Raw genomic sequence first — 20,612 nt, 5'->3', positions numbered from 1 at the left:
AAAAAAGTTTTGGACCGGGACTTCCATCGCTCTTACGCTCAGTACTATATAACATCCATCGTACGGTATAACGTCTCAGTCCAAGGGGGTCCGGTATGCGTCCAATGCTCTCCTTCCTGCGCTCGGCTCCCGGGCGTGACGAGACGCAGCCTGTGCCCATGACGCGGCCGGACACCGTCCCGGAGCGCTTGCCGGTTGCAGGCGCAAGCGGATCCTGAAGGAGGCTTTGCATGCACATTATGGAAGGTTTCCTGCCGGTGGAGCATGCCGTGGCGTGGAGCCTGGTCTCGGCACCGTTCGTGGTGGTCGGCGCGCGGCGGCTCAAGCGCCAGCTCACCGACAATCCGGAGGCGCGCCTGACGCTGGGTGCCGTGGGTGCCTTCGCATTCGTGCTGTCGGCGCTCAAGCTTCCCAGCGTGGCCGGCTCCTCGTCGCATCCCACCGGGGTGGGCCTGGGTGCCATGGCCTTCGGGCCCCAGGCCATGACGGTGATCGGCACCGTCGTACTGGTATTCCAGGCGCTGCTGCTGGCCCACGGCGGCATCACCACGCTCGGCGCCAATGTGTTCTCCATGGCCATCGTCGGCCCTTGGCTGGCCTGGGGCACGTTTATGCTGGGGCGCCGTCTGGGTCTGGGGTTGGCCCCCGCGGTGTTCGCCGGGGCCTTTGCCGCCAATATGGGGACCTACCTGGTGACGTCGGCGCAGCTTGCCCTGGCGTTTCCCGAGGCCGAAGGCGGTGTCATGGCCGCGTTCGCCAAGTTCGCCGGCATCTTCGCGGTGACCCAGGTGCCGCTGGCGGTGGCCGAGGCATTGCTGACCGTGGTGGTGATCGGCGCACTGGCCGCCCGGGGTCTGCTCAACTTTCGCGTGGAGGCCAAGGCATGAGCACACGCATGAATTTCATCCTGCTGCTGGCGGCCGCCTTGATCGTCGCGGCGCCCCTGCTGCTGTCGTTGCCGGGCGACTACGAGGGAGCGGATGACATGGCCCAGGCGGCCATCGAGGAGACCGGCTACGAGCCCTGGTTCGAGCCGCTGTGGAGCCCGCCCAGCGACGAGGTGGAAAGCATGTTCTTCGCGCTCCAGGCCGCCGGTGGTGCCGGCCTGCTGGGTTTTGTGCTGGGCCGCGTGACGGCACGCCGCGGGAGGAAGCCGGATGAGCGCTGAAAGGACCTGGTCCTCGACGGATTCCCCCGCCGGGGCGCTCGACGGACGTCTGAACGGGGATCGCCTATCCCCTGCCGGACGGTTCGCCGGCATGACGGGCCGCCTCGGCCGGCTGGCCCGCGCCGCTCGATGGCATGCGCCACCCTTGGCCGAGAAGGCGCTGCTTGCCCTGGGTCTGCTGGTCCTGGCCCTGGTGGTGCCGCCCTGGCCGGGCGGTGTACTGGTGTTGGGGACTGCCCTGATCGCCGCCCTGGCTGCCGGCACGCCGCCCGGAAGGTGGCTGCGCACGGCGGCCGCTCCGTTCGGATTTATTCTGCTCGGCTCGGCAGCCGTGGCCATCTCGGTGTCTGACGGGTTTGCGTTCACGGGGGCGCAGGATGCCATCCGCGTGCTGGTGCGTGGATCCGCCGCCGTCGCGTGCCTGCTGCTGCTGACGACCACCACGCCCGCAGCCGAACTGATGCGGGGCGCCCGGCGGCTCGGGTTGCCGTCCGAACTGGCCGAGGTCGCACTGTCCACGTATCGCTTCATCTTCCTGCTGGAACGCACGGCCCGCACCGTCACCGCCAGTCAGGCGGCGCGGCTGGGCCATGACGGATGGCGCCGTTCGGTCCGGTCCACCGGGTCGATGGCTGCGGCTCTGCTGCCGAGGGCGCTGGACCGTGCGCGGCGCATGGAGGTGGGCCTGGCGGCCCGTGGCTTCGACGGCACGCTTCCCACGCTGGCCGCGCGCCGGCCCGTCTCGCCGGTGCGCCTGGCGGCCATCGTCGCGTTGCTGACGGTCATTGCCGGGAGTTCCCTGTGGACGATGTGATCCTCAGCGCCGCCGGACTGGGCTACACCTATCCCGGGGGCGAGGCGGCGCTGGACGGGCTGGACTTGGCTGTCCGGCGCGGCCGTACACTGGCCATTCTGGGACCCAACGGTGCCGGCAAGACCACATTGCTCCTGCATCTCAATGGCACTCTGAAGCCCCGAAGCGGTACGGTGTCACTGGAGGGTGTCCCGTGCGGATATTCACGCAGGGAACTGTCGCCGTGGCGCCGGCGGGTCGGCCTGGTGCTGCAGGAACCGGATGACCAGTTGTTCGCCGCCACCGTGTTCGAGGATGTCTCGTTCGGCCCGCTCAACCTGGGGTTGACTGAAACCGAGGCGCGCGCCCGGGTGGAGGAGGCACTGGACGCCCTCAGGATTGCGGATCTGGCCGAGCGCCCGACCCACATGCTTTCCTTCGGCCAGAAAAAGCGCGCTGCCATTGCCGGAGCGGTGGCCATGCGGCCCGAGATCCTGCTGCTGGATGAACCCACCGCCGGGCTGGATCACCGGGGGGCTGTGCATCTGCTCGCGGCGCTGGAGCGGCTGAAGGCAGCAGGCACCACCCTGGTGATTACGACCCACGACGTGGATCTGGCGTGGCGCTGGGCCGACGATGCCGCGTTGTTCGCAGCCGGCCGGGTGACAGCGCACGGTCCGACCGAGACGGTGCTGGGGGATTGCGAATCGCTGGCCGGCGCTTCGCTGAAACGGCCGTTTCTGCTGGAACTGGGCCTGAAGGCCCGCGCGTCGGGAAGGCTGGCCCCCGACGCGCCGTTGCCCCGCACGCGGGAGGAGGGGCTGGCACTGCTCGCCTGACGCGTTCTGTCCGGGGCATATGGCCTGCGCGGTGGTAACGCGCCGAAGTGCACGGGGAGCCGGAACCGCGGGACCTCTGGTGCCCGCCAACGGTTGGCTCAGGAAGGACATTCCGCCGGGAGGACGTTCCACGCGGCGGAAAACCGGCCACCCATAAGGGGAAACTTATGGGGAAGTCCGCAAGAATGTGTTGGATGCAGGATGTCGTCCTTTGTGGGCATGTAACGTAATTACATTATTAATCTGGTTTGCTGCTACACATCGACAAAGGAGTCCGAAATGAGTTCATGGCTGTCATCCATCGCTTCCATACCGGTGCGCAAGAAATTTGCGCGTGTGTCCAATGTCCCCATGGCCAGAACGGGTTCATCTTCCGGGACTTGTATCGAGACGATCACCCTGCCCGGCAGGACAGCCGGTGTCCCGACACCGGGCACGCTGTTCGCGGCGTTGGTGGTGGCGTTCTCGTCCACCGCCCTTGCCGCACAGGAGCCGCCCCGCGGCAGCAATGTGCCCGGCGCAGAGCTGGTGCCCCTGCCGGTGCTTGGCGGAGACCGGGTGACTTCCGGCTCTGCCTTCAACCCCGGTATCTCGATCATCGTGGACATGGTCCAGTACCACCAGAGTGGCTCGATCGAGGATCCGGCGGGCTTCGAGGGTGGCCACGATCACGGACATGGCCATGGCGATGATCACGGGCTTGAGGAGGGTTTCAATCTTCGGGAGACGGAACTGACCTTTACCGCCACAGTCGATCCCTATTTCGATGCCCTTGCCACGCTGGCGTTCGATGAGCATGGCGTCGAGGTGGAGGAGGCCTACGCCACCACCCGCAACCTGCCGGCGGGACTCCAGGTCAAGGTGGGCAAGTTCCTCTCCGATGTCGGCTACATCAATGCGCAGCACCCGCACGACTGGGCTTTCGTCGACCGGCCGCTGGTGAACGAGTTCCTGTTCGGGGATCACGGTCTGCAGGAGACCGGGGTGCAGTTGACCTGGATGCCGGCCACGCCGTTCTACAGCCAGTTCGGGATCGAGCTTCTTCAGGGTGAGTCTGACGGGATCTCGCCCTACGTGGGTGCGGGAAGGGTCGAGCACGTGACCGTGCTGCCGGATGCCGATGGCAATCCCGTCAGGGTCCGCTGGCGCGACGACAATCCCTTCAGCGACGAATCCGGCCCACGGTTGATCACGGGGTTCGCGAAGTTCGGCCCGGACCTTGGCTACGATCATGCGGCGCAGTTCGGCCTGTCCTATGGCTACGCCCGGGCGTTCCAGCGGGACGACCTGCATTCCAGCCTGCGGTATGAATCCTGGGAAGGCAGCGCATGGTTTGCCGGGCTGGACGCCGTTTACAAGTACGATGCCGGCCGCAACTACGGCCATGGGGATTGGGTCGTGCAAGGCGAATATTTCTACCGGGAAGTCGACGCCGATTTCCGGGAGATGCGTTTCCAGAACGGAAGCCTCGAGATCACGCATGCCGAATCGGCCACGGCCCGGCAGGACGGGCTCTATCTCCAGGCCCTTTACGGATTCGCCCCGCGCTGGCAGGCAGGCCTGCGTGCCGAGGCCCTGGGCCTGACCAACAGGAATGCCCTGGTCGAGGATGATTTTTTCGCCGACTTCGGGACCTCCTACCGATACGCCGGCAGTGTGACCTTCCGTCCGACCGAGTTCTCGATGTTTCGGGCCCAGCTCAATCGCTCGGATTATTACGATCAGGACCCGGAATGGGCATTCATGCTCCAGTTCCAGATGGCGCTGGGGGTGCACGGTGCCCACAAATTCTGATTCACGCAGTCGTGCGGGGCGGACAGGATCATCGGTGAACCGCGCGTTCTCTCCGGCACGGACGGCGCAAGGTTTCGCCGCCCGGGGAATCTGCAGACGACAGGAGATATGTTGATGTACAAGTTGTTGACCGGCCTGATCCTGCTGCTGGCAGCAGTGACGGCGCAAGCGACGGTTGAAGTGATTGCGACGACCTCGACCATGGGCATGCTGACCCGAACGGTGGGGGGCGACGCGGTTTCGGTTCGGGTACTCGCCCCGCCGGACCGGGATGCGCATTACCTGCAGGCACGCCCGAGCATGATGGCCGCCTTGAGGCGGGCCGATCTGGTGGTGTCCGTGGGCGCGGAACTGGAGGTCGGCTGGCTGCCGGCGGCCCTCCAGGGGGCGGCAAACCCGGCACTGAATCCCGGACAAATCGGCTATTTCGAGGCGGCGGCACAAGTGGAGCTGATCGGCGCAGGAGGTCCCGCGGATCGGGCACTTGGCGACGTTCATCCGACCGGAAATCCCCATGTCAACATGGATCCGGTGCGCATGGCGCAGGTGGGCCGCGCGCTGGCCGAACGTCTTGCACGCTTTGACGAGGCAAATGCGGAACGCTTCCGCGCAAACGCCGAGGCCTTCGCGCGCCAGGTGGAACAGCGCCTCCCGGTCTGGCAGGAACAGGTGAGCGGGGCACCGGGCATGATTGCCTACCACGAGGATGCCAGTTACCTGACGACCCGGCTGGGGGTTCCCGTCCTCGGCTACGTGGAGCCGCTGCCCGGCATTCCGCCCACCGCCAGACACCTCCGGGATTTGGTGCGGGAACTGGAAGGAAGCGAGGGTGTGGTGATCCGCGCCGCGCATCATCCCGAGCGCGGACCCCGGTTCATTGCCGAGGAACTGGGATGGACGCTGTACGCCCTGCCACTGGACCCGCCCCTGGACGCGGATGCCCGGGCCTACCTGGAGCTGATCGATCAGTGGGTGAAGGCGATGGCCGGCACCCTGTAGCGGCAATGGCGTCTTCGATGACATCCGAACCGGTGCTGCGCTGCGAGAAGCTGGTGGCGGGCTATGCGCGGCCGGTGGTCGGCCCGCTCAGTTTCGATCTCCACCCGGGCGAAGTGCTGGGTCTGCTGGGCAGCAACGGCGCCGGCAAGTCCACGGTCCTGAAGGCCATCACGGGCGTTGCCCGGGTGTTTGGCGGCAGTATCCGGAAACGGCCGGGCCTTCGGCTGGCGCACCATCGACAACTCCCGGTGCGCCCGCACGAGTTCCCCCTTACGGGCGAGGACCTGGTCCGGCTCACCGGCGCTGTCCACCGGAACCCGCCGGACGAGGTCTCCCGGTTACTGCATTGCCGTATGGATCAACTCAGCGGCGGGCAGTTCCAGATCGTGCAGATCTGGGCCTGTCTCGGCAGCCCGGCAGATCTGGTGCTTCTCGACGAACCCACGAACAACCTGGATCCCACCACGAATGCAGTGCTGAGCCGCCTGATCCGGGAGGAGCGCGACGGCCGGACCCTGCTGCTGGTCAGTCACGATGCGTCCTTCATCGAGGCCGTCTGCTCACGCAGTTTCCCGGTGGACCGCTGATGTTTGAACTGCTCCTCGATCCCCTGTTTCATCTGCCCTTCGTGACCGGACTGGTGCTCGCGCCCCTGGCGGCGGTGGCCGGTGTTTATCTGCGACTGCGTAACGAGTGGCTGGCCGCGCTGGCCTATGCACAGGTGGCTGCCGCCGGCGGCGTACTCGCGGTGGTGATACATGCGCCGGTCATGGCCGGGGCGCTGGTCGCGGCCGGCCTCGTCGCCATCGCCAAGGGTCTGCTTGAGCGGGCCGGCAATGATCATTTTGCCGTCTTCATCCTGATCGGCTGGGGTGTGGCCCTCGTGGCCGCGGCCTTCACGGCCCATGGAGACATGGTCAGCAAGTCGCTGATGGATGGGCAGCTTTACTTCACCGGCCAGGGGCATCTGGTGTCGGCACTCCTGCTTCTGGTTGTGGGGGCAGCGATCTTCCCCTGGCTTTCCAAACGGCTGCTGATGTCCTGCTTCTTCCCCGATCATTTCTCGGCTAATGGCATCCCGGCGTGGCGGCATCATGTTCTGTTCGATCTGCTGGTGGTGGCAGCTGTTGCGCTGGCGACGACGAGTTTTGGGGTCATGGCCGCGTTTGCGCTGGTGTTCGTGCCGCCCTGGATCGCCTGGGCGCTGTCCCGGGGCTGGCGATGGGTGCTGTTGCTCGCGGCGGCGATCGCGACGGTTGCCTATGTCATCGCATTTGTCCTTGCCATTGCGCTGGATCAGCCCTTTGGCCCGATGCTGGTGCTGACCTGCGGGGTGTTGAGCCTTCTGCGCCTGGCGGGCCGGTTGCGCAGACCGGTGCAGCCTTCAGTGGATCGATCCGTGGGTGCATGATCGCCGGCGGCCTGTGACGGCCGGCGATCGGGGTACCATGCGCGATCAGGAGGAACAGATCGACTCCCGAACGGGAGAAGGTATGACCGCAGCCGGCGTGTAGTCGGTTTCCGAATGCCCACAGTTGCCGTCGCCGGGCAGGCGTGCGCTCTCGGGTTGGATTTCCAATCCTCGATCTCTTATTCTTGGGCACCTTCTACGCTCACGCCACCGTCCCTGGCACCCGCCGCGCCTACGCAGGCGGCTTGCGATCATCCGAGACGGTCGGTGGAGTGGGGTCCGGCTGCCTGACAGTCAGATGCCCTCCGATCCTTCGGCCTCAATGACTATGCGGATCTATCTGAGTCTCGGTTCCAATCTGGGTGACCGGCGGGAAAACCTGCGGCAGGCCATCGGGCTGCTGCAGGCCCGGGGTCTCAAACGGCTGAGAGTCTCGCCGGTGGTGGAATCGCCGGCTTTGTTGCCGGACGACGCCCCCGCCGACTGGAATCTGCCTTACCTGAATCTGGCCCTGGAAGGCGAGGTCGGCTGCGAGCCCCGGCAGTTGCGGGAATGGATCGTCGATATCCAGGCGCGGATGGGGCGGGGCGACACATCTCGCTGGGCACCGCGCCCCATCGACATCGATATCCTGCTGTGGGGGGACCGGCAGCTTGCCGGGGGCGGCCTGACCATTCCGCATGCGGATCTGCATCGGCGGGGTTTTGTATTGGCGCCCATGGTCGCACTGGAACCGCGTCTGACCGTTCCCGGCCTCGGAAACCGGACCCTGCTGGACTGGTCGCGGGAACTGACGCACCACATTCCGCTGTGGATGGGCATCGTCAACGTGACCCCCGATTCGTTCTCCGACGGGGGCCTGTTCATGGACTGGAACCGGATCGAGCCGCACGTGGATGCCATGGTTTCGGCAGGTGCCCATATCATCGACATCGGTGCCGAATCGACCCGCCCGGGGGCGACGCCCCTCGGCGCCGCGGACGAGTGGGCGCGCCTGGAACCGGTGCTCACCCGGCTCTCGTCCAAATTCGCTCATGATCCCTTGCGCCCCTTGCTGAGCCTGGACACCTATCATCCCGAGGTGGCCCGGCGGGGACTGGAGCTGGGCGTGGACATCATCAATGACGTGAGCGGTCTGACCTCGCCCGGGATGCGGGAACTGGCACGTTCGAGCGGCAAGGACTGGATCGCCATGCATCACGTCAGCATCCCGGCCAGCAGGGACAGGGTTCTGCCGCCGGGTTGCGATCCGGTGGCCACCGTGGAGCACTGGCTGATGGCGCAGATGGAAAGCTGGGACAAGGCCGGTCTGGACCTCGGCCGGATCGTGTTCGACCCCGGCATCGGCTTCGGCAAGGACAGCCTGCAATCGTTGAAGCTGTTGCAGCAATCAGCCCGGTTCCGTCGTCATGGCCTGCGGGTCCTGGTCGGCCATTCGAGGAAGTCCTTCATGAAGGACTTCTCCAGCCCGGACGTGAGCGACAAGGACCTGACGACCCTGGGCGGCTCGTTGAATCTGTGTGCGCAGGGCGTGGACATCATCCGGATTCATAACGTGCCCATGCATGTCTCGGCTTATCGGGGCTGGGTACACCTTGTGACACCCGGGCTGTGATCTCTCAATAGGTTGTTCATTCGGAGGGTTGCTGCGATGCAGGGGGCTTCCCGTAGGAGCCCGGTCCTCCGGGCGAAGGGTGACTCACCGGTGCCGGACCGGATCGCCCAGGGGACTGGGCTCCTACGGTGCTGGGGTGTTTGCTTGGCACTTCGCCCGGAAGTGCGTATTCCGGCCCAACGTGACCGCCGTTTCCGGCATCGTGACCGTCCATTCCGGCCGCCGCGCCAAAATCGGTCACGATCAAACGGAATGATCGGTCACGTTCGCCGGAATGCGCATACCGACCAGAGCAACAACCAGGGGGGTAGGGTAGCCCGCTGCACGTGATGCGTTGGCGGGCTTTTTTGTGGGTGCTGGATCGCGTGGAAGCGGCCGAAAGAGATTAGATTACTCTGGGAAGAGATTCCTACACCGACGCTGCACTTCCATGAGCATCACCATATTGCTGGCGTTACTACCATGAGTCAAAACGCATTCGTCGAAGTTGGACGGCCCTTTCGGTATAACGACGTAGACTGCAGATGCGCCGACGATGGCCCCAAGCAGAAACGCAGCAACTATTGATGGATGAGCCAGATTCATTATTTTCTGGCGCTGCAAGGGTGGACCACCGGCCCAATGACTTCATCGAAAATGCCGCCTAGACTTTCCTGTGGGCGTTCGGCACGAAGGGCGAAGGCGGCCCCCGTGATGATGGTTGGATCGATGGCGGGGTTAGGTCCTAGGCCGAATTGCTGGATATGCAAGCGTAGAGACTGTTTGCCATGCGGCACTTGTTCGCTCATTTCTTCTTATTCAATACCGCATAGAATTGCTTCTTGGTTACTCCGGCTTGAGCAGCCATAGATGTGATCAGGTCTTGGCTAAAGGGTGATTTGGGGCAATCTACTGTGACTTTAAACAGACGGTTGTTTTCTTCCTTGACCCATTGTTCATGGGACGTGCCTTTTCTTGGTCTGGGCTTGAAGCCAAGATGCTTGAGTATCCGCTTAACGTCCTTGCACGTAAGCGGTGGATGTCGCCAGCCCATTAAACCTGATGGGCTGGCCCATTATGTCTGGAAATTGTGAGAGGCAAGGCTTTCTGAAACGCCCCATGTAAATCACTGTGCAAGCGGGTGCAACGCTGGATAAAGGCGTACCAGTGATATCGTAGACGCAAGGATAGAGGTGCCGGCCGATCCAAAAGCTGTTCAGCGAACTTCTCGTCTTCACCCTCAAGTGCGTCAATTAGGTAATCGACGATCATATCACCCAGCTTATCAATAACCTCTCTCTGGGATTCTCCTTGAACAGCCAAATTCAGATCGATACAGAACGCCTGCCATACTCCATGGCGGCTCTCTGCGAAACAACGAACGACTAGCTGTTTTGGTTGCATGGTGACTCCAGTCGACCGTTAAGACACAAAAAGGCCCCGCATGAGACACGGGACCTTCTTCGTTCAGATACATAATCATTATAGACGTCATATCTAGGAAAGTGCGACATTCGTCACAAAAACAATGGAGGTGCGGGAGGAAATGACCAAAAAGCTGACGGGCTGCACTCAGTTTGCGTATGGGCAGGATACGCTGACGCCAGCGCTTGGACTTCCCTGTGGGCGTCGGCATTGAGGGCGAAGGCGGCCCGGGGGTGAGGATAGCAGGCTGGTGGTGCGGGTGCAGGCCGCTAGGTGAAAACTGGTGACAGATTCAGTGACAACAGGCTTTCAGGCACGAAAAAGGGGGCCGGTCTTTATGACCTAACCCCCCGTATTTGCTTCTCTTTTTTGGCTCCCCGGGACGGGCTCGAACCGCCGACCTAGTGATTAACAGTCACGAAAATGCCCCAATTCGGTGCAATATCACGCAACGCTAATCAACGCCATTTACTATGAAGTAACAGCTACTTAGCGTCATTATTGCATTGTTCCATATTGAGCGGCATTGCTCTAAACTCCATACATACGCCATACATCCTGACCTAGTGACAGGAGATGAATCCGACCTAGTGACAGGGAATCATTGTGTGGCCCATGTATGGAGTCGACCATGAAAGCACAGAGCAACCGCGACCGCCTGACCCTGGCCCGGATTGATGCCTTCCAGTGCCCGCCCGGCAAGCAACAGGTGTTCTTGAGAGATACTCTTTCCCCCCGTCTCGCCGTCAGGGCAACACAGGGCGGAAAGGCGTTCGTCTTTGAGGGAACGCTAGACGGGAAGCTGATCCGTATCACGCTTGGGGATTGTCGAGACTGGCCGCTTGAATCCACATGGAGCGGGAAGGGTGCCAATCGAAAGGAAATCCAGCGTGGAGCCCGTCAGGAGGCCGCACGGCTGCAATCAATGGTGGATCAGGGCATAGACCCCCGTGAAGCGGAGAGAGAGCAGAAGGCCGCCAGAGCCGCCAAGCGGGCCGAGCAGGAGAGGGTGCGCAAAGAGGCCGAGGCCCGCGCCAAGCACACGACACGCGCCCTGCTGGAAGCGTATAGCCGACACCTGGAGGCGAAGGGCAAGCGAGCAAGCGCCGCCGCTACGCGAACCATGTTTGAGCGCCACGTTTTCACGCCCTTTCCCGAGGTGGCTGACAAACCTGCCCGGGACGTGGCCCCGCTTGAGATTGCCGCCATAGTTCGCAGAGTGATGGAGAAGGGGAAGGAGAGGACCGCCGGGGCATTGAGAAGCTATCTGAGCGCCGCGTACAACGCCGCCGCCCGTGCGCCCTTTGATGCCCGCCTGCCGTCCGACCTGATCCCGTTTGCCGTCGAGGTGAACCCCGTCCAGCCTATCGCCGCGATCCCGGTCAAACCTCGTGACCGGACTCTAACGCCCGATGAGCTACGCGCCTATATGAATGGCCTGGGCGACGAACTGGCCGACCAGGCGTTGAGGCTTGCCCTGTATGCGGGAGGGCAACGTATCGCGCAACTCCTGCGGGCGAGGGTGGAGGACTGGAGCCCGGATACCAAGACAATGCGACTTTTTGACGCTAAGGGGCGCCGCCAGACCCCGAGGGAACACCTGTTGCCGCTGGCACCGAAAGCCGCCGCGATGGTTTCCGATCTGGTGACCCGGGCGAAGGAGCAGGACGCCCCACATCTTTTTTTCCAGCGACGCCGCCGCATGGACGCCGGAACCCCCGGAAAACGCCTTGCCGAGATAGCCGCCGCGATGGGTGGCGAGCCTTTCACCGTGGCCGACGTGCGCCGCACCTGTGAAACCCTGCTTGCAGGAATGGGGATAAGCCGGGAGATCCGCGCCCAACTCCTGAGCCACGGACTTGCAGGCGTACAGGTGGCCCATTATGACCGCCATTCATACGCCGATGAGAAGCGCCGGGCGCTGGCGAAGTGGGAAAGGAGGCTTGCAGCCATAGCCGCCGAGAAACCCGCCAAGGTGGTGAATATACGGGGGGGCAAGTGATGGTCGAAAAGTTGAAAGCCCGCTTCGACGCCGCCGCGCAAGCGACCAGGGCGCTTCACGCGAGAGCCAAGACCATTGAGCTGCCCGCCGACCACATGGCCCAACTGGGGCGCCTGAGAAGTGACGTGGAGAGCCTTCCCGACGAAATGGACCGCGCCATAGAGGCCGAGGGCAAGCACGGGCACAAGGCACCGCTGGTGCGTCTGCTGGACCAGGCGTTTCAGCATCATGAGGATGGAAAGGACCTTCGGTTTACTTGGCTGAAGCTTCACGACGCATGGGCGCGGGCGCTGGAGGATTATCACCTTTGGGAAACGCGCACGATGGCTGCCGACAAGGGGCGCAAGGGCGCTGAAGCGCGATGGGCAAGCAAGGACGATGTTCAGGCCGCAATAAAGCGGGTTGCGCTTCGGCTTGATGAGCTTGGGGACTACCTACAGCCCGTGGAACTGTGGCCCCAACTGTATGCGGAACTTGAGTCGGCTGGATTCCGCGACATTAAAGAAAAGACGGTCAACGGCAAGGCATTTTATGACTTGGGGTCCGGGTCCATCACATACGACGCCTTCCGAAAGCAGGTGCAACGCCTGCGCAAGTAATCCTGCCGTCGCACTTTCAGGGTGCGACATAGCCCAGCTATTCGCCTATCGGTTTGTATAAAGCACCTGACGCATAAACCCATTGCGATAGGTGCAAAAGCATGACCGACACAATCAAGTATGGCGCCAGCACGGAGGAGGTTGCCCGATTTGCGCATGTGCAGCCGTCCACCGTTCGGGAGCACTATTGCCGCCGGGGCTCTTACTACGGTTTGATCCCTCGCAAGCTGCCAAACGGTCGGCTTGATTGGCCGGCGGACTACGAGGCACGGATGCTGTCCATCAAGGATGGGGAGGCCGCCTGATGCCCAGAAAAGGGAACCCCCGAGCCGGGGCAACGGCGACGGGGGCGGCAGGGGCACAGATTCAATTACTGAGCGAACTGTACGGTGATTCTACCACGCCCCCGCCGCCCGTCCATCCTGCCTTGTGTCGAAATTGCGGTATTCAGTGGTCAAGACCCGAGTCGAGGCCCTGGGCGACCATGTGCCCGACGTGCTGGCGCTGGTCTCTTGCCAAACGTCACGTGAAGGCCGCCCGCAACCTGGTGGGGGGTGGACGATGACCGCCCGCAAACTGCCGCCCTATGGCCGCCAGATAGCCGAGGCCCTTCGTGGAGACTTGTCCGGCTGGTGGGGCACCAGTGCGGACGGTAAGAACCCGAGCATCATCGTCTGCTGCGGATCGGATGCCTGGACCGTGGCCCGTGAATGGCACGACCACCGCCTTGTCACTCTATGCCCGCCCGATGCCGACCCCTGGTCCTTCGACTGGCGCTTTTGCGCCGCGTCCGAGCCGCTGCTGCTGTGGCGATGTGGGGCCGTGGACGGCAATCATCTGATGGAAACCGTCCGGGCAATCCTATCGGATGGCACAAACAGGATTTTCGACATTCACGCCGGCATCCGGTACAGGGCGCAGGTGAAGGGGGACCGCCATGAGCGTGCGGCATGATGATGTTGATATTGAAGTGACTCCGCGCTCTAGCCCTGACGATGGCGAGACCAAGAAGTCGGCGGCCACCATACTGGTGGAGCTTGCGCAGAAGAAGTACAGGTTCGGGATATCCGGGGATGGCGAGTGTTTCGCGGTCCCGCTGTCCGGCCCCAAGGTGGTCGCGACCTTAAGAGGTAATCGTCAGTCACTTCGGGGCCAGCTTGCCCGGGATTATTTCCGAACTGCTGGCCGTGCCGCGCCTCAGCAGGCCCTGGCCGACGCGCTCTTGGTTATCGAGGGTATGGCGCAGGAGTCCGCACCGGAAGATTTATACCTTCGTGTCGCTGAGCATGGCGGCGCGCACTGGCTGGACCTTGGGGACAATACGGGCCGCGCAGTGCGCATAACGGGTAGCGGGTGGGAGATTGTTGATAAGCCTCCCGTCCTGTTCAAGCGCACGGCACTAAACGGCGCACTACCCGAGCCTGAACGCGGCGCGGATATGTCCATCCTGTGGGACATGCTGAATGTAGCCGAGAACGACCGCCCCCTGGTTGCGGCATGGCTGACGTCAGCATTCTTCGGAGAGATAGCCCATTGCGTGCTCTCGTTCATGGGCGAACAGGGAACCGGGAAGACGACCGCAGGCAAAATGCTGATCCGTGCCATTGACCCCGGGCCTGTGCCCATCCGCAAACCGCCAAGAGACGCAGAGGCGTGGGTGACTGCTGCCGCAGGGTCATGGGTTGTGGGTTTGGACAACCTATCCGATATCGCGGACTGGCTGAGTGATTCAATCTGCCGTGCTGTAACTGGTGATGGCGACGTGCGCCGCAAGCTGTACACCGACGGAGAACACGCGGTCTTTTCCTTTCGCCGCTGCGTCCTGATAAACGGTATCGACCTGGGCACGCTTCGCGGCGACCTCGCGGAGCGGATGCTGCCCATCCATCTGGAGATTATTCCCGATGACAAGCGCCGGTGCGATTCCGATATCTGGCCCCTGTGGGATAGGGTGCACCCCAAGGTGCTGGGGGCAGTTTTGGACCTGGTTGCGGGTGTCGCGGGTGTACTTCCCTCTGTCCGTCTTGACTCCAAACCCCGGATGGCCGACTTCGTGCGCATCCTCGCGGCCACCGACAGGGTGATGGGGACGAGCGGACTCACCTACTACATGAGCAAGCAGGGCGCGATGGCGGCTGACTCCCTGGAGGGGGACACCTTCGTCTCGGCAATCGCCAAGCAATACCCGGGCGGGTTCTCTGGGACGTCTGCCGAGCTGCTGGGCAGCATCACGCCGGAGCGGCCCCCGAAAGGCTGGCCCGCAAACGCACGGAGCGTGACAGCACGGCTGAAACGCCAGGCCCCGGTCATGCGCAAGGCCGGATGGCGTGTTGACCACGACGACGGCGTTAACCACGACAAGGTAGTGAGGTGGGACGTCCGTCCTCCTGAGATTGCCCGTATTTCATACCCGCAACACCCGCAAGACCCGCACACCTACCAAGAGAGAGGCCGGAATCCTGACCCGCAATACCCGCAACCCCCGCGCTATGCGGGTAATGCGGGGAAAGCGGGCATGGATTGCAGACCATCTCAGGACGACGACCCCGGAGTCTGCCCCCGCTGTGGTGGTGAGGGTTGTGGTTACTGCAAACCATTTTGAGCGAGGCGATGACATGAAAACGACCTTCTGGAGCACTGCAAACAAGGCTTTCTCGCAGGCCGAGCGCAACGCGTACAACCGTTTTCGTATAGAGCTTTATCTGGAGGCGGACCGGCTGCGCGACCGCATGAGCATGGACGACCCGGCAATGGCCCATGCCCGCGACCTAATGGAGATGATTTGCACCATGCCGATGATGGAGCGCTGACCGTGGACGTGCACGCCGCGCTGATTTCGGGATTCTGGCTGATCGGGTGGGGCTGACGCATGCCGCGTAAGCGTGTGCCCGACAACCTGGCCTTGATGACCCACGACGAGGTGGGCGCCGAGCTAGGCGTGTCGGGTGCCTTGGTGGGACTCATCGAGCGCCGGGCACTGGCGAAGCTAAAGGCGGCACTGCAGGCGAGAGGCGTCACGGCTGCCGACCTGGCGGGCGATGCAGAACCGGATGGGACGCGAGCTTGGACGGGCGAGAAGTGAGGGGGAGGGGGTGTCCGAAAGTGGAATGGCAACGCCTGACGGACCGCAAGGGGCAGTCACGAATTATCGCAACTAAGGATTCCCGCGTGCGCGGGTAAGGAGAAGAAGGCATGACGAACAGATTTGCACCACCTGAAACGCTGGCCGCGCCCGAGGCGGATATCTACCGGCGATTGCAGGCCGACTACGACGTGCAGGACGCGCCCGGCCTGGTGCTCCTGCACCAACTCTGCCGGTCACTCCAGTTAGCCCGGGAGGCGCGGGAGCAGATCGACCGGGACGGGCTGTTGATGGACGGCAAGGCGCACCCGCTTTGTGGCGTCCTGCGTGACGCGGAGAAGCAGGCCGCCGCCACCATGCGGCAACTGAACTTCGATACCGAGCCCCTGAAGGCTGTGGGCCGTCCGCCCATGGCCGCGTGAGGTGAACCGTGCCGACGAACAGAACCCGAAAACTGCGTAGTTCCGCCCTGGATGCCTGGTGCCGGGGCGAATTGCTCAATGGGCCGTGCTGGCTGGCTGGGCTTGGGTATCACAGCTACCTGCCGGAGACGATTTGTGACGACGAGCGGATGCGCCGGGACTGGGAGCGCCACCGGGATCAATTGCTTGCCGAGTGGAGCGCCACGAACGCCGGAACCCGCCCGTTTGCCTGGTGGAAGTTTGATGCCCCGGAGCCGCGCCCCGAGGCTGAGGCCGAGCGTGAGTATCTGGCCCGTCACGGGCTTCTGACCGACGAGGAACAGACCCATGAATGAACGCAAATTGCCCGATTGGAACGCCATTGCCGAGGGTTCCGCCTTGACCGCGCTGGAGGTGAAGGCCGAGAACTTCGCGCAGTCCGTGCCCGACCTTACGGACTCACTCAAGACCCTGGCCCGGGATATCCGCGCTGCCCTGGAGGGTGCCGCCGATGAGTGATTACGCGGACGTAAACGAGTTGATTCCCGAGTCCCCGCCACGCGAGACACTGCCGGAGTCCTGGCAAGGCCCCATGACGCTGCTGGAGAAAACCATCCACATACAAGCACTGAGTTTGCAGATGGCGGAACTCACCTTCCGCCGTGCCGTTGAGCATATCGAGTCGGGTGAACCCCAGGCCGCTGCCCGGCTGCTGACCGTTGCCGATGAGCGCATTCATGACCTGCTGGCACCCAAGGAGCATTGACAATGCCCGGGCAGTGTATAAACTTACAGTATTGCTCCCGCTGGCCCGTGCGCGACGTGCGAGGCCAGACCCACCGGAGCGAGTGCGCGACGCACTGCACAGGACCGGCAACGCCGGACGTTTAACTGTGGAGAGGTCGCCATGACTGAAAATCTCCTGTTTGAACTCAAGGCCGCGACCACGCCGCAAGGCATCGTGGAAGGCATTGCTTCGCCCTATGGCGAGCAGGATGCCCAGGGCGACGTGGTGATGCCTGGTGCGTTTAGCGACACCCTAAAAAAGCGCCTCCCGGCGATGCTGCTTCACCACGATCAATCGAAAGTTGCGGGCAAGTGGTCCGAGGTGCGCGAGACGGACGCCGGGCTGCTGGTACGCGGTCAACTCGCGCTAAAGACAGACGCCGGACGTGAAGCTTACGAGCTATCGAAGGCAGACGCCGTTGGCCTGTCCATCGGCTTCAGGCTTGCCGAGGGTGGCGCGGACTATGCGCATGGTGCCCGGATACTGAAGAAGCTGGATCTATTCGAGATTAGCTTTGTGGGTGTCCCTGCGGCTGCTGGTGCCCGTCTGACCGGGGTCAAGAATCTATCCGTGGATATCACTTCCCCGCGCACCCTGGAATCCGCCTTGCGCGAAGTCGGCTTGTCCGCCAGACAGGCCAAACGGCTCATGTCCGGCGGCTACCGCGAACTTCTCAAAACCGATGAGCAGGCCGAGGCCGAAGAACTGGCCGAGGCACTGCGCGAACTGAACAACCTATTCGCTTCCTGACGGAGTACGAACGATGGAACTCAAGCAGATTATCGAAGAAAACAAGGCCGCCGTTGAGCAGTTCGGCGGCAAGATCAAAACCATGGGCGAGGCCGTCCACGAGTTGCAGAATCGGCTTCACGAGGTCGAGCAGAAAGGCGCTGGCGGGATGCGTCCCGCGAACTCCGGGACCGTGCATGACTTCGGACGCGCCGTGGTGGAGTCCGAGCAGTTCAAGGCCCTGGCCTCGGGCAACGCCAAGCATGTGAAAATGAGCTTGGACGTGGACCTGCTGTCGAAGAACACGCTTACCGGCGATGAAGGTTCCCCTGCACAGCCCGGGTCAACGCTCAGTCCCGCGACCCGGATGCCCGGTATTGTCATGCCTGCCGAGCGGTCCTTGCGTATCCGCGACCTGCTGCCGGTCATGCAGGCGGATTCCAACCTGGTGGAGGTCACGCGGGAACTGGCGTTCTCCAACAATGCCGCGCCCCAGGCGTCCGAGGGTGCCGAGAAGGCCGAAACGGATCTGACCTTTGAACTGATCGAGGCCCCCGTGCGCACCATCGCGCACTTCATCAAGGTATCCAAGCAGGCATTGAGCGATCAGGCCGCCTTGGGCCTCTACCTGGATCGGCGGATGCGTTACGGGGTCGGGCTGGCCGAGGAAGTGCAGGTGCTTACCGGCAACGGCACCGGGTCGAATATGTCCGGCCTGATCCAGAACGCGACCGCCTTCACCGGACCCGCCACCGGCGATACCCACCTGGATACCCTGTCCCGGGCAATCGAGCAGGTGGAGGTGGCGGATTATTCGGCCTCCGGCATCGTGCTGAACGTCGCTGACTGGCGAGCAATCACGCGCCTGAAGGATAACGAGGACCGCTACCTTATGGGCGGCCCTGCGGCCTCTGCTGCGATGCTGTGGGGGCTTCCCGTGGTGCCGTCGAACTCCATGCCGCAAGGTCAGTTCTTGGTGGCCGACTTCAACCGGGCGGCCATTTTGTGGGATCGGCAGAATGTCACCGTGGAGATGTTCGAGCAGGACGAAACCAACGTCCAGCGGAACCTGGTGACGATTCGGGCGGAGATGCGCAGCACGGTGACCGTGATCCTTCCGACTGCGATTGTGCATGGTAGCTTCTAAGGGCGAGTAAACCCTGTGGGCTGACCCGGCCTGCCCGAAGGGTAAAGCCGCCTTGCGTGATGCCGGGCGGCTTTTTTATGGGTGCAAGGCGGGCAGGACAAGGAGTGCCGGGCCTTGCTGCTGGAGCAGGTGGAGCCAGCGAAGAAACAGGGAAGGCCGGAGGGTGGAGGTAAAGCGGATAATATCCGGTTAAGTTACGGCACATCCCAACAGCACACCATCGCCCGCCTGAAACGCGATAACCCCCAGCTTGCAGAATCCGTGATCCGTGGCGAACTCACGGCACATGCTGCGGCCATTGCAGCCTGGAGAGGGTGGACCGCCAACGCGTGCGCTGACTTCCCTGTGCGGTGCGTCGCGGCTTAGAGGCGAAGGCGGCCCGGGCAGAGGATAGCAGGGTGTCCATGCCCTGCCAGTTTGCGCCATACACCCGCCATACAAATTCCCCAGAAACGAAAAAGGCCACCTATCGAAAGTGGCCTAAGTCATTGTTTTTATGGCTCCCCGGGACGGGCTCGAACCGCCGACCTAGTGATTAACAGTCACCCGCTCTACCGACTGAGCTACCGGGGAATGAAGCCGCGCATCTTATAGGAAGCGGCGGATCACGGTCAAGGCAGGGGGAGGGCCTTCAGCCCTCCACCGCCTGGTGAATACGCGCCACCGCCTGCTTGAGATTGTCCATGCTGGTGGCGAACGAGATCCGCACATGGCCGTCGGCGCCGAAGGCGGAGCCGGGCACCAGGGCCACGCCGTTCTCCAGCAGCCGTTCGGAAAAGGCCGTGTCGGTCTCAAGGCCCAGGGACTGCATGGCGCCCTTGATGCTTGGCAGGCAATAAAACGTGCCATCGCAGGGCAGGCATTCCACGCCCGGTATGGCATTCAGGGCTTCCACCAGGTAGTCGTGGCGCTGCTCGAAGGCGCTGCGCATGGTGGCCACGCAGCTCTGGTCCCCCTTGAGCGCCGCCTCGGCCGCCGCCTGGGCGATGGAGGTGGGGTTGGAGGTGCTCTGGGACTGAATCTTCTTCATGGCGCCGATGAGCTTCTTTGGGCCCCCCGCGTAGCCGATGCGCCATCCGGTCATGGAGTAGGCCTTGGAGACACCGTTGAGCACGATGGTGCGGTCATAGAGCTCGGGGCAGGCCATGAGGATGTTGCAGAAGGACTGATCCCTGAACAGGATGTGCTCGTACATGTCGTCGGTGGCCACCAGCACCTGCGGGTGGCGCAACAGCACGTCGCCCAGCGCGCGCAGCTCTTCGCGGCTGTAGGCCACTCCGGTGGGGTTGGAGGGACTGTTGAGCATCAGCAGCCGGGTGCGCCCGGTGATCGCCGCCTCAAGCTGCTCCGGGGTCATCTTGAAGCCCTGGGTCTGATCCGTGTACACGATCACGGGCGTGCCATCGGCCAGCAGGGTCATGTCCGGGTAGGATACCCAGTAGGGCGCCGGGATGATCACCTCGTCGCCCTCGTCCAGCAGGGCCTCCAGCAGGTTGAAGATGCTGTGCTTGCCGCCGCAGGAAACCAGGATCTGGTCCGCTTCATAGGTCAGCCCGTTGTCACGGCTGAACTTGTCGATGATGGCCAGCTTCAGGCTCGCGATGCCGTCCACCGCGGTGTACTTGGTCTTGCCCGCGTGCAGGGCGGCGATGGCCGCTTCCTTGATATGCTCGGGCGTGTCGAAATCGGGCTCACCGGCACCCAGGCCGATGATGTCGCGGCCCTGGGCCCTGAGCTGCGCGGCCAGGGCGGTTACCGCCAGGGTGGGGGAGGGCTTGATGCGCTGAACGCGGGTGGAAAGCTTGATGTCCAAGGTCGTGTCCGGTATGTCAGGTTGTGGAT

Annotated in this window: 25 protein-coding genes and 1 tRNA gene; 22 read left to right on the top strand and 4 right to left on the bottom strand. The window is 63.2% G+C overall.

Annotated features, from left to right (window positions below; genetic code table 11):
* The first annotated feature begins 230 nt into the window (after positions 1-230).
* The 9 genes from THITHI_RS0103790 to folP all read left to right on the top strand — a co-directional run bounded on the left by THITHI_RS0103790 (position 231) and on the right by folP (position 8,619).
* The gene (locus tag THITHI_RS0103790; protein WP_018231746.1) at positions 231-887 is read left to right on the top strand and encodes an energy-coupling factor ABC transporter permease; all 657 of its coding nucleotides are present in this window, start codon (positions 231-233) and stop codon (positions 885-887) included.
* Positions 884-1,168, top strand: a complete 285-nt coding sequence (locus tag THITHI_RS0103785; RefSeq protein WP_033336900.1) for an energy-coupling factor ABC transporter substrate-binding protein — start codon at positions 884-886, stop codon at positions 1,166-1,168. Before THITHI_RS0103790 ends, THITHI_RS0103785 begins: the two co-directional genes overlap by 4 nt.
* A complete protein-coding gene (gene cbiQ / locus THITHI_RS0103780) occupies positions 1,158-1,982 on the top strand; it encodes a cobalt ECF transporter T component CbiQ (RefSeq protein WP_083908649.1) in 825 nt (274 codons plus the stop codon). The genes THITHI_RS0103785 and cbiQ overlap by 11 nt, the downstream gene beginning before the upstream one ends.
* The gene (locus THITHI_RS0103775; RefSeq protein WP_018231743.1) at positions 1,970-2,800 is read left to right on the top strand and encodes an energy-coupling factor ABC transporter ATP-binding protein; all 831 of its coding nucleotides are present in this window, start codon (positions 1,970-1,972) and stop codon (positions 2,798-2,800) included. The genes cbiQ and THITHI_RS0103775 overlap by 13 nt, the downstream gene beginning before the upstream one ends.
* Positions 2,801-3,079: 279 nt before the next feature.
* Entirely contained in the window at positions 3,080-4,594 is a 1,515-nt protein-coding gene (locus THITHI_RS0103770; RefSeq protein WP_018231742.1) for a TonB-dependent receptor, read from the top strand.
* A gap of 114 nt (positions 4,595-4,708) precedes the next feature.
* Positions 4,709-5,593: a metal ABC transporter substrate-binding protein gene (locus THITHI_RS0103765; RefSeq protein ID WP_018231741.1), complete on the top strand. Its 885-nt coding sequence runs from the start codon at positions 4,709-4,711 to the stop codon at positions 5,591-5,593.
* Between the two features lie 17 nt (positions 5,594-5,610).
* Positions 5,611-6,180, top strand: a complete 570-nt coding sequence (locus THITHI_RS0103760) for an ATP-binding cassette domain-containing protein (protein WP_018231740.1) — start codon at positions 5,611-5,613, stop codon at positions 6,178-6,180.
* On the top strand, positions 6,180-7,004 hold the full coding sequence (locus tag THITHI_RS0103755; RefSeq protein ID WP_018231739.1) for a metal ABC transporter permease: 825 nt from the start codon (positions 6,180-6,182) through the stop codon (positions 7,002-7,004). The genes THITHI_RS0103760 and THITHI_RS0103755 overlap by 1 nt, the downstream gene beginning before the upstream one ends.
* A 322-nt stretch (positions 7,005-7,326) precedes the next feature.
* Entirely contained in the window at positions 7,327-8,619 is a 1,293-nt protein-coding gene (folP, locus tag THITHI_RS0103750; protein ID WP_198005566.1) for a dihydropteroate synthase, read from the top strand.
* A gap of 784 nt (positions 8,620-9,403) precedes the next feature.
* On the opposite strand, the gene THITHI_RS20080 is transcribed toward folP, so the two are convergent.
* Positions 9,404-9,652, bottom strand: a complete 249-nt coding sequence (locus THITHI_RS20080; RefSeq protein WP_083908646.1) for a type II toxin-antitoxin system HicA family toxin — start codon at positions 9,650-9,652, stop codon at positions 9,404-9,406.
* Complete coding sequence (locus tag THITHI_RS20075; RefSeq protein WP_083908645.1) at positions 9,652-10,002, bottom strand: hypothetical protein; 351 nt, start codon at positions 10,000-10,002, stop codon at positions 9,652-9,654. Before THITHI_RS20075 ends, THITHI_RS20080 begins: the two co-directional genes overlap by 1 nt.
* Positions 10,003-10,654: 652 nt before the next feature.
* Here THITHI_RS20075 and THITHI_RS0103745 point away from each other — a divergent pair.
* The 13 genes from THITHI_RS0103745 (at position 10,655) to THITHI_RS18385 (ending at position 18,770) form a co-directional block, all read left to right on the top strand.
* The gene (locus tag THITHI_RS0103745) at positions 10,655-12,025 is read left to right on the top strand and encodes an integrase family protein (RefSeq protein ID WP_156820464.1); all 1,371 of its coding nucleotides are present in this window, start codon (positions 10,655-10,657) and stop codon (positions 12,023-12,025) included.
* Positions 12,022-12,624 carry a hypothetical protein gene (locus THITHI_RS0103740; protein WP_156820463.1) on the top strand — a complete coding sequence of 201 codons (603 nt, stop codon included), beginning with the start codon at positions 12,022-12,024 and terminating at the stop codon, positions 12,622-12,624. Before THITHI_RS0103745 ends, THITHI_RS0103740 begins: the two co-directional genes overlap by 4 nt.
* A 101-nt stretch (positions 12,625-12,725) precedes the next feature.
* Positions 12,726-12,929: a hypothetical protein gene (locus tag THITHI_RS0103735; RefSeq protein WP_018231734.1), complete on the top strand. Its 204-nt coding sequence runs from the start codon at positions 12,726-12,728 to the stop codon at positions 12,927-12,929.
* Between the two features lie 256 nt (positions 12,930-13,185).
* Entirely contained in the window at positions 13,186-13,578 is a 393-nt protein-coding gene (locus THITHI_RS18395) for a hypothetical protein (RefSeq protein WP_018231733.1), read from the top strand.
* Positions 13,562-15,226 (top strand): hypothetical protein, encoded by a 1,665-nt coding sequence (locus tag THITHI_RS18390; protein ID WP_051079910.1) that lies wholly within the window; start codon positions 13,562-13,564, stop codon positions 15,224-15,226. Before THITHI_RS18395 ends, THITHI_RS18390 begins: the two co-directional genes overlap by 17 nt.
* 13 nt (positions 15,227-15,239) lie before the next feature.
* Entirely contained in the window at positions 15,240-15,434 is a 195-nt protein-coding gene (locus THITHI_RS0103720; RefSeq protein WP_018231414.1) for a hypothetical protein, read from the top strand.
* 59 nt (positions 15,435-15,493) lie between these two features.
* Positions 15,494-15,706 carry a hypothetical protein gene (locus THITHI_RS0103715; protein WP_018231731.1) on the top strand — a complete coding sequence of 71 codons (213 nt, stop codon included), beginning with the start codon at positions 15,494-15,496 and terminating at the stop codon, positions 15,704-15,706.
* A 110-nt stretch (positions 15,707-15,816) separates the two neighbouring features.
* Entirely contained in the window at positions 15,817-16,128 is a 312-nt protein-coding gene (locus tag THITHI_RS0103710) for a hypothetical protein (RefSeq protein WP_018231730.1), read from the top strand.
* A gap of 8 nt (positions 16,129-16,136) precedes the next feature.
* Entirely contained in the window at positions 16,137-16,463 is a 327-nt protein-coding gene (locus THITHI_RS0103705) for a hypothetical protein (RefSeq protein WP_232199382.1), read from the top strand.
* Positions 16,456-16,626 (top strand): hypothetical protein, encoded by a 171-nt coding sequence (locus THITHI_RS20740; RefSeq protein ID WP_018231728.1) that lies wholly within the window; start codon positions 16,456-16,458, stop codon positions 16,624-16,626. Before THITHI_RS0103705 ends, THITHI_RS20740 begins: the two co-directional genes overlap by 8 nt.
* The gene (locus THITHI_RS0103695) at positions 16,619-16,873 is read left to right on the top strand and encodes a hypothetical protein (RefSeq protein ID WP_018231409.1); all 255 of its coding nucleotides are present in this window, start codon (positions 16,619-16,621) and stop codon (positions 16,871-16,873) included. Before THITHI_RS20740 ends, THITHI_RS0103695 begins: the two co-directional genes overlap by 8 nt.
* 141 nt (positions 16,874-17,014) lie before the next feature.
* The gene (locus THITHI_RS0103690) at positions 17,015-17,644 is read left to right on the top strand and encodes an HK97 family phage prohead protease (protein ID WP_018231408.1); all 630 of its coding nucleotides are present in this window, start codon (positions 17,015-17,017) and stop codon (positions 17,642-17,644) included.
* Between the two features lie 13 nt (positions 17,645-17,657).
* Complete coding sequence (locus THITHI_RS18385) at positions 17,658-18,770, top strand: phage major capsid protein (RefSeq protein WP_018231407.1); 1,113 nt, start codon at positions 17,658-17,660, stop codon at positions 18,768-18,770.
* A 497-nt stretch (positions 18,771-19,267) separates the two neighbouring features.
* Here THITHI_RS18385 and THITHI_RS0103680 read toward each other — a convergent pair.
* Positions 19,268-19,343: transfer RNA gene (locus tag THITHI_RS0103680), tRNA-Asn, on the bottom strand.
* A gap of 58 nt (positions 19,344-19,401) precedes the next feature.
* Entirely contained in the window at positions 19,402-20,583 is a 1,182-nt protein-coding gene (locus THITHI_RS0103675; RefSeq protein WP_018231727.1) for a pyridoxal phosphate-dependent aminotransferase, read from the bottom strand.
* Positions 20,584-20,612: the final 29 nt, after the last annotated feature.

This window comes from Thioalkalivibrio thiocyanodenitrificans ARhD 1 (genome assembly GCF_000378965.1).
Classification (GTDB): Bacteria; Pseudomonadota; Gammaproteobacteria; order Ectothiorhodospirales; family Ectothiorhodospiraceae; genus Thioalkalivibrio_A; species Thioalkalivibrio_A thiocyanodenitrificans.
This window is presented reverse-complemented; position numbering and strand designations above follow the sequence as displayed.

Excerpts from the sequence above, each read along its gene's own strand:
- THITHI_RS0103715 (WP_018231731.1), top strand. The coding sequence starts at position 15,494 with ATGCCGCGTAAGCGTGTGCCCGACAACCTGGCCTTGATGACCCACGAC.
- cbiQ (WP_083908649.1), top strand. The coding sequence starts at position 1,158 with ATGAGCGCTGAAAGGACCTGGTCCTCGACGGATTCCCCCGCCGGGGCG.
- THITHI_RS0103745 (WP_156820464.1), top strand. The coding sequence starts at position 10,655 with ATGAAAGCACAGAGCAACCGCGACCGCCTGACCCTGGCCCGGATTGAT.
- THITHI_RS18390 (WP_051079910.1), top strand. The coding sequence starts at position 13,562 with ATGAGCGTGCGGCATGATGATGTTGATATTGAAGTGACTCCGCGCTCT.
- THITHI_RS18395 (WP_018231733.1), top strand. The coding sequence starts at position 13,186 with ATGACCGCCCGCAAACTGCCGCCCTATGGCCGCCAGATAGCCGAGGCC.
- THITHI_RS20080 (WP_083908646.1), bottom strand. The coding sequence starts at position 9,652 with ATGGGCTGGCGACATCCACCGCTTACGTGCAAGGACGTTAAGCGGATA.
- THITHI_RS0103790 (WP_018231746.1), top strand. The coding sequence starts at position 231 with ATGCACATTATGGAAGGTTTCCTGCCGGTGGAGCATGCCGTGGCGTGG.
- THITHI_RS0103785 (WP_033336900.1), top strand. The coding sequence starts at position 884 with ATGAGCACACGCATGAATTTCATCCTGCTGCTGGCGGCCGCCTTGATC.
- THITHI_RS0103755 (WP_018231739.1), top strand. The coding sequence starts at position 6,180 with ATGTTTGAACTGCTCCTCGATCCCCTGTTTCATCTGCCCTTCGTGACC.
- folP (WP_198005566.1), top strand. The coding sequence starts at position 7,327 with ATGACTATGCGGATCTATCTGAGTCTCGGTTCCAATCTGGGTGACCGG.
- THITHI_RS18385 (WP_018231407.1), top strand. The coding sequence starts at position 17,658 with ATGGAACTCAAGCAGATTATCGAAGAAAACAAGGCCGCCGTTGAGCAG.
- THITHI_RS0103760 (WP_018231740.1), top strand. The coding sequence starts at position 5,611 with ATGACATCCGAACCGGTGCTGCGCTGCGAGAAGCTGGTGGCGGGCTAT.
- THITHI_RS0103735 (WP_018231734.1), top strand. The coding sequence starts at position 12,726 with ATGACCGACACAATCAAGTATGGCGCCAGCACGGAGGAGGTTGCCCGA.
- THITHI_RS0103695 (WP_018231409.1), top strand. The coding sequence starts at position 16,619 with ATGAGTGATTACGCGGACGTAAACGAGTTGATTCCCGAGTCCCCGCCA.
- THITHI_RS20740 (WP_018231728.1), top strand. The coding sequence starts at position 16,456 with ATGAATGAACGCAAATTGCCCGATTGGAACGCCATTGCCGAGGGTTCC.
- THITHI_RS20075 (WP_083908645.1), bottom strand. The coding sequence starts at position 10,002 with ATGCAACCAAAACAGCTAGTCGTTCGTTGTTTCGCAGAGAGCCGCCAT.
- THITHI_RS0103770 (WP_018231742.1), top strand. The coding sequence starts at position 3,080 with ATGAGTTCATGGCTGTCATCCATCGCTTCCATACCGGTGCGCAAGAAA.
- THITHI_RS0103690 (WP_018231408.1), top strand. The coding sequence starts at position 17,015 with ATGACTGAAAATCTCCTGTTTGAACTCAAGGCCGCGACCACGCCGCAA.
- THITHI_RS0103720 (WP_018231414.1), top strand. The coding sequence starts at position 15,240 with ATGAAAACGACCTTCTGGAGCACTGCAAACAAGGCTTTCTCGCAGGCC.
- THITHI_RS0103710 (WP_018231730.1), top strand. The coding sequence starts at position 15,817 with ATGACGAACAGATTTGCACCACCTGAAACGCTGGCCGCGCCCGAGGCG.
- THITHI_RS0103765 (WP_018231741.1), top strand. The coding sequence starts at position 4,709 with ATGTACAAGTTGTTGACCGGCCTGATCCTGCTGCTGGCAGCAGTGACG.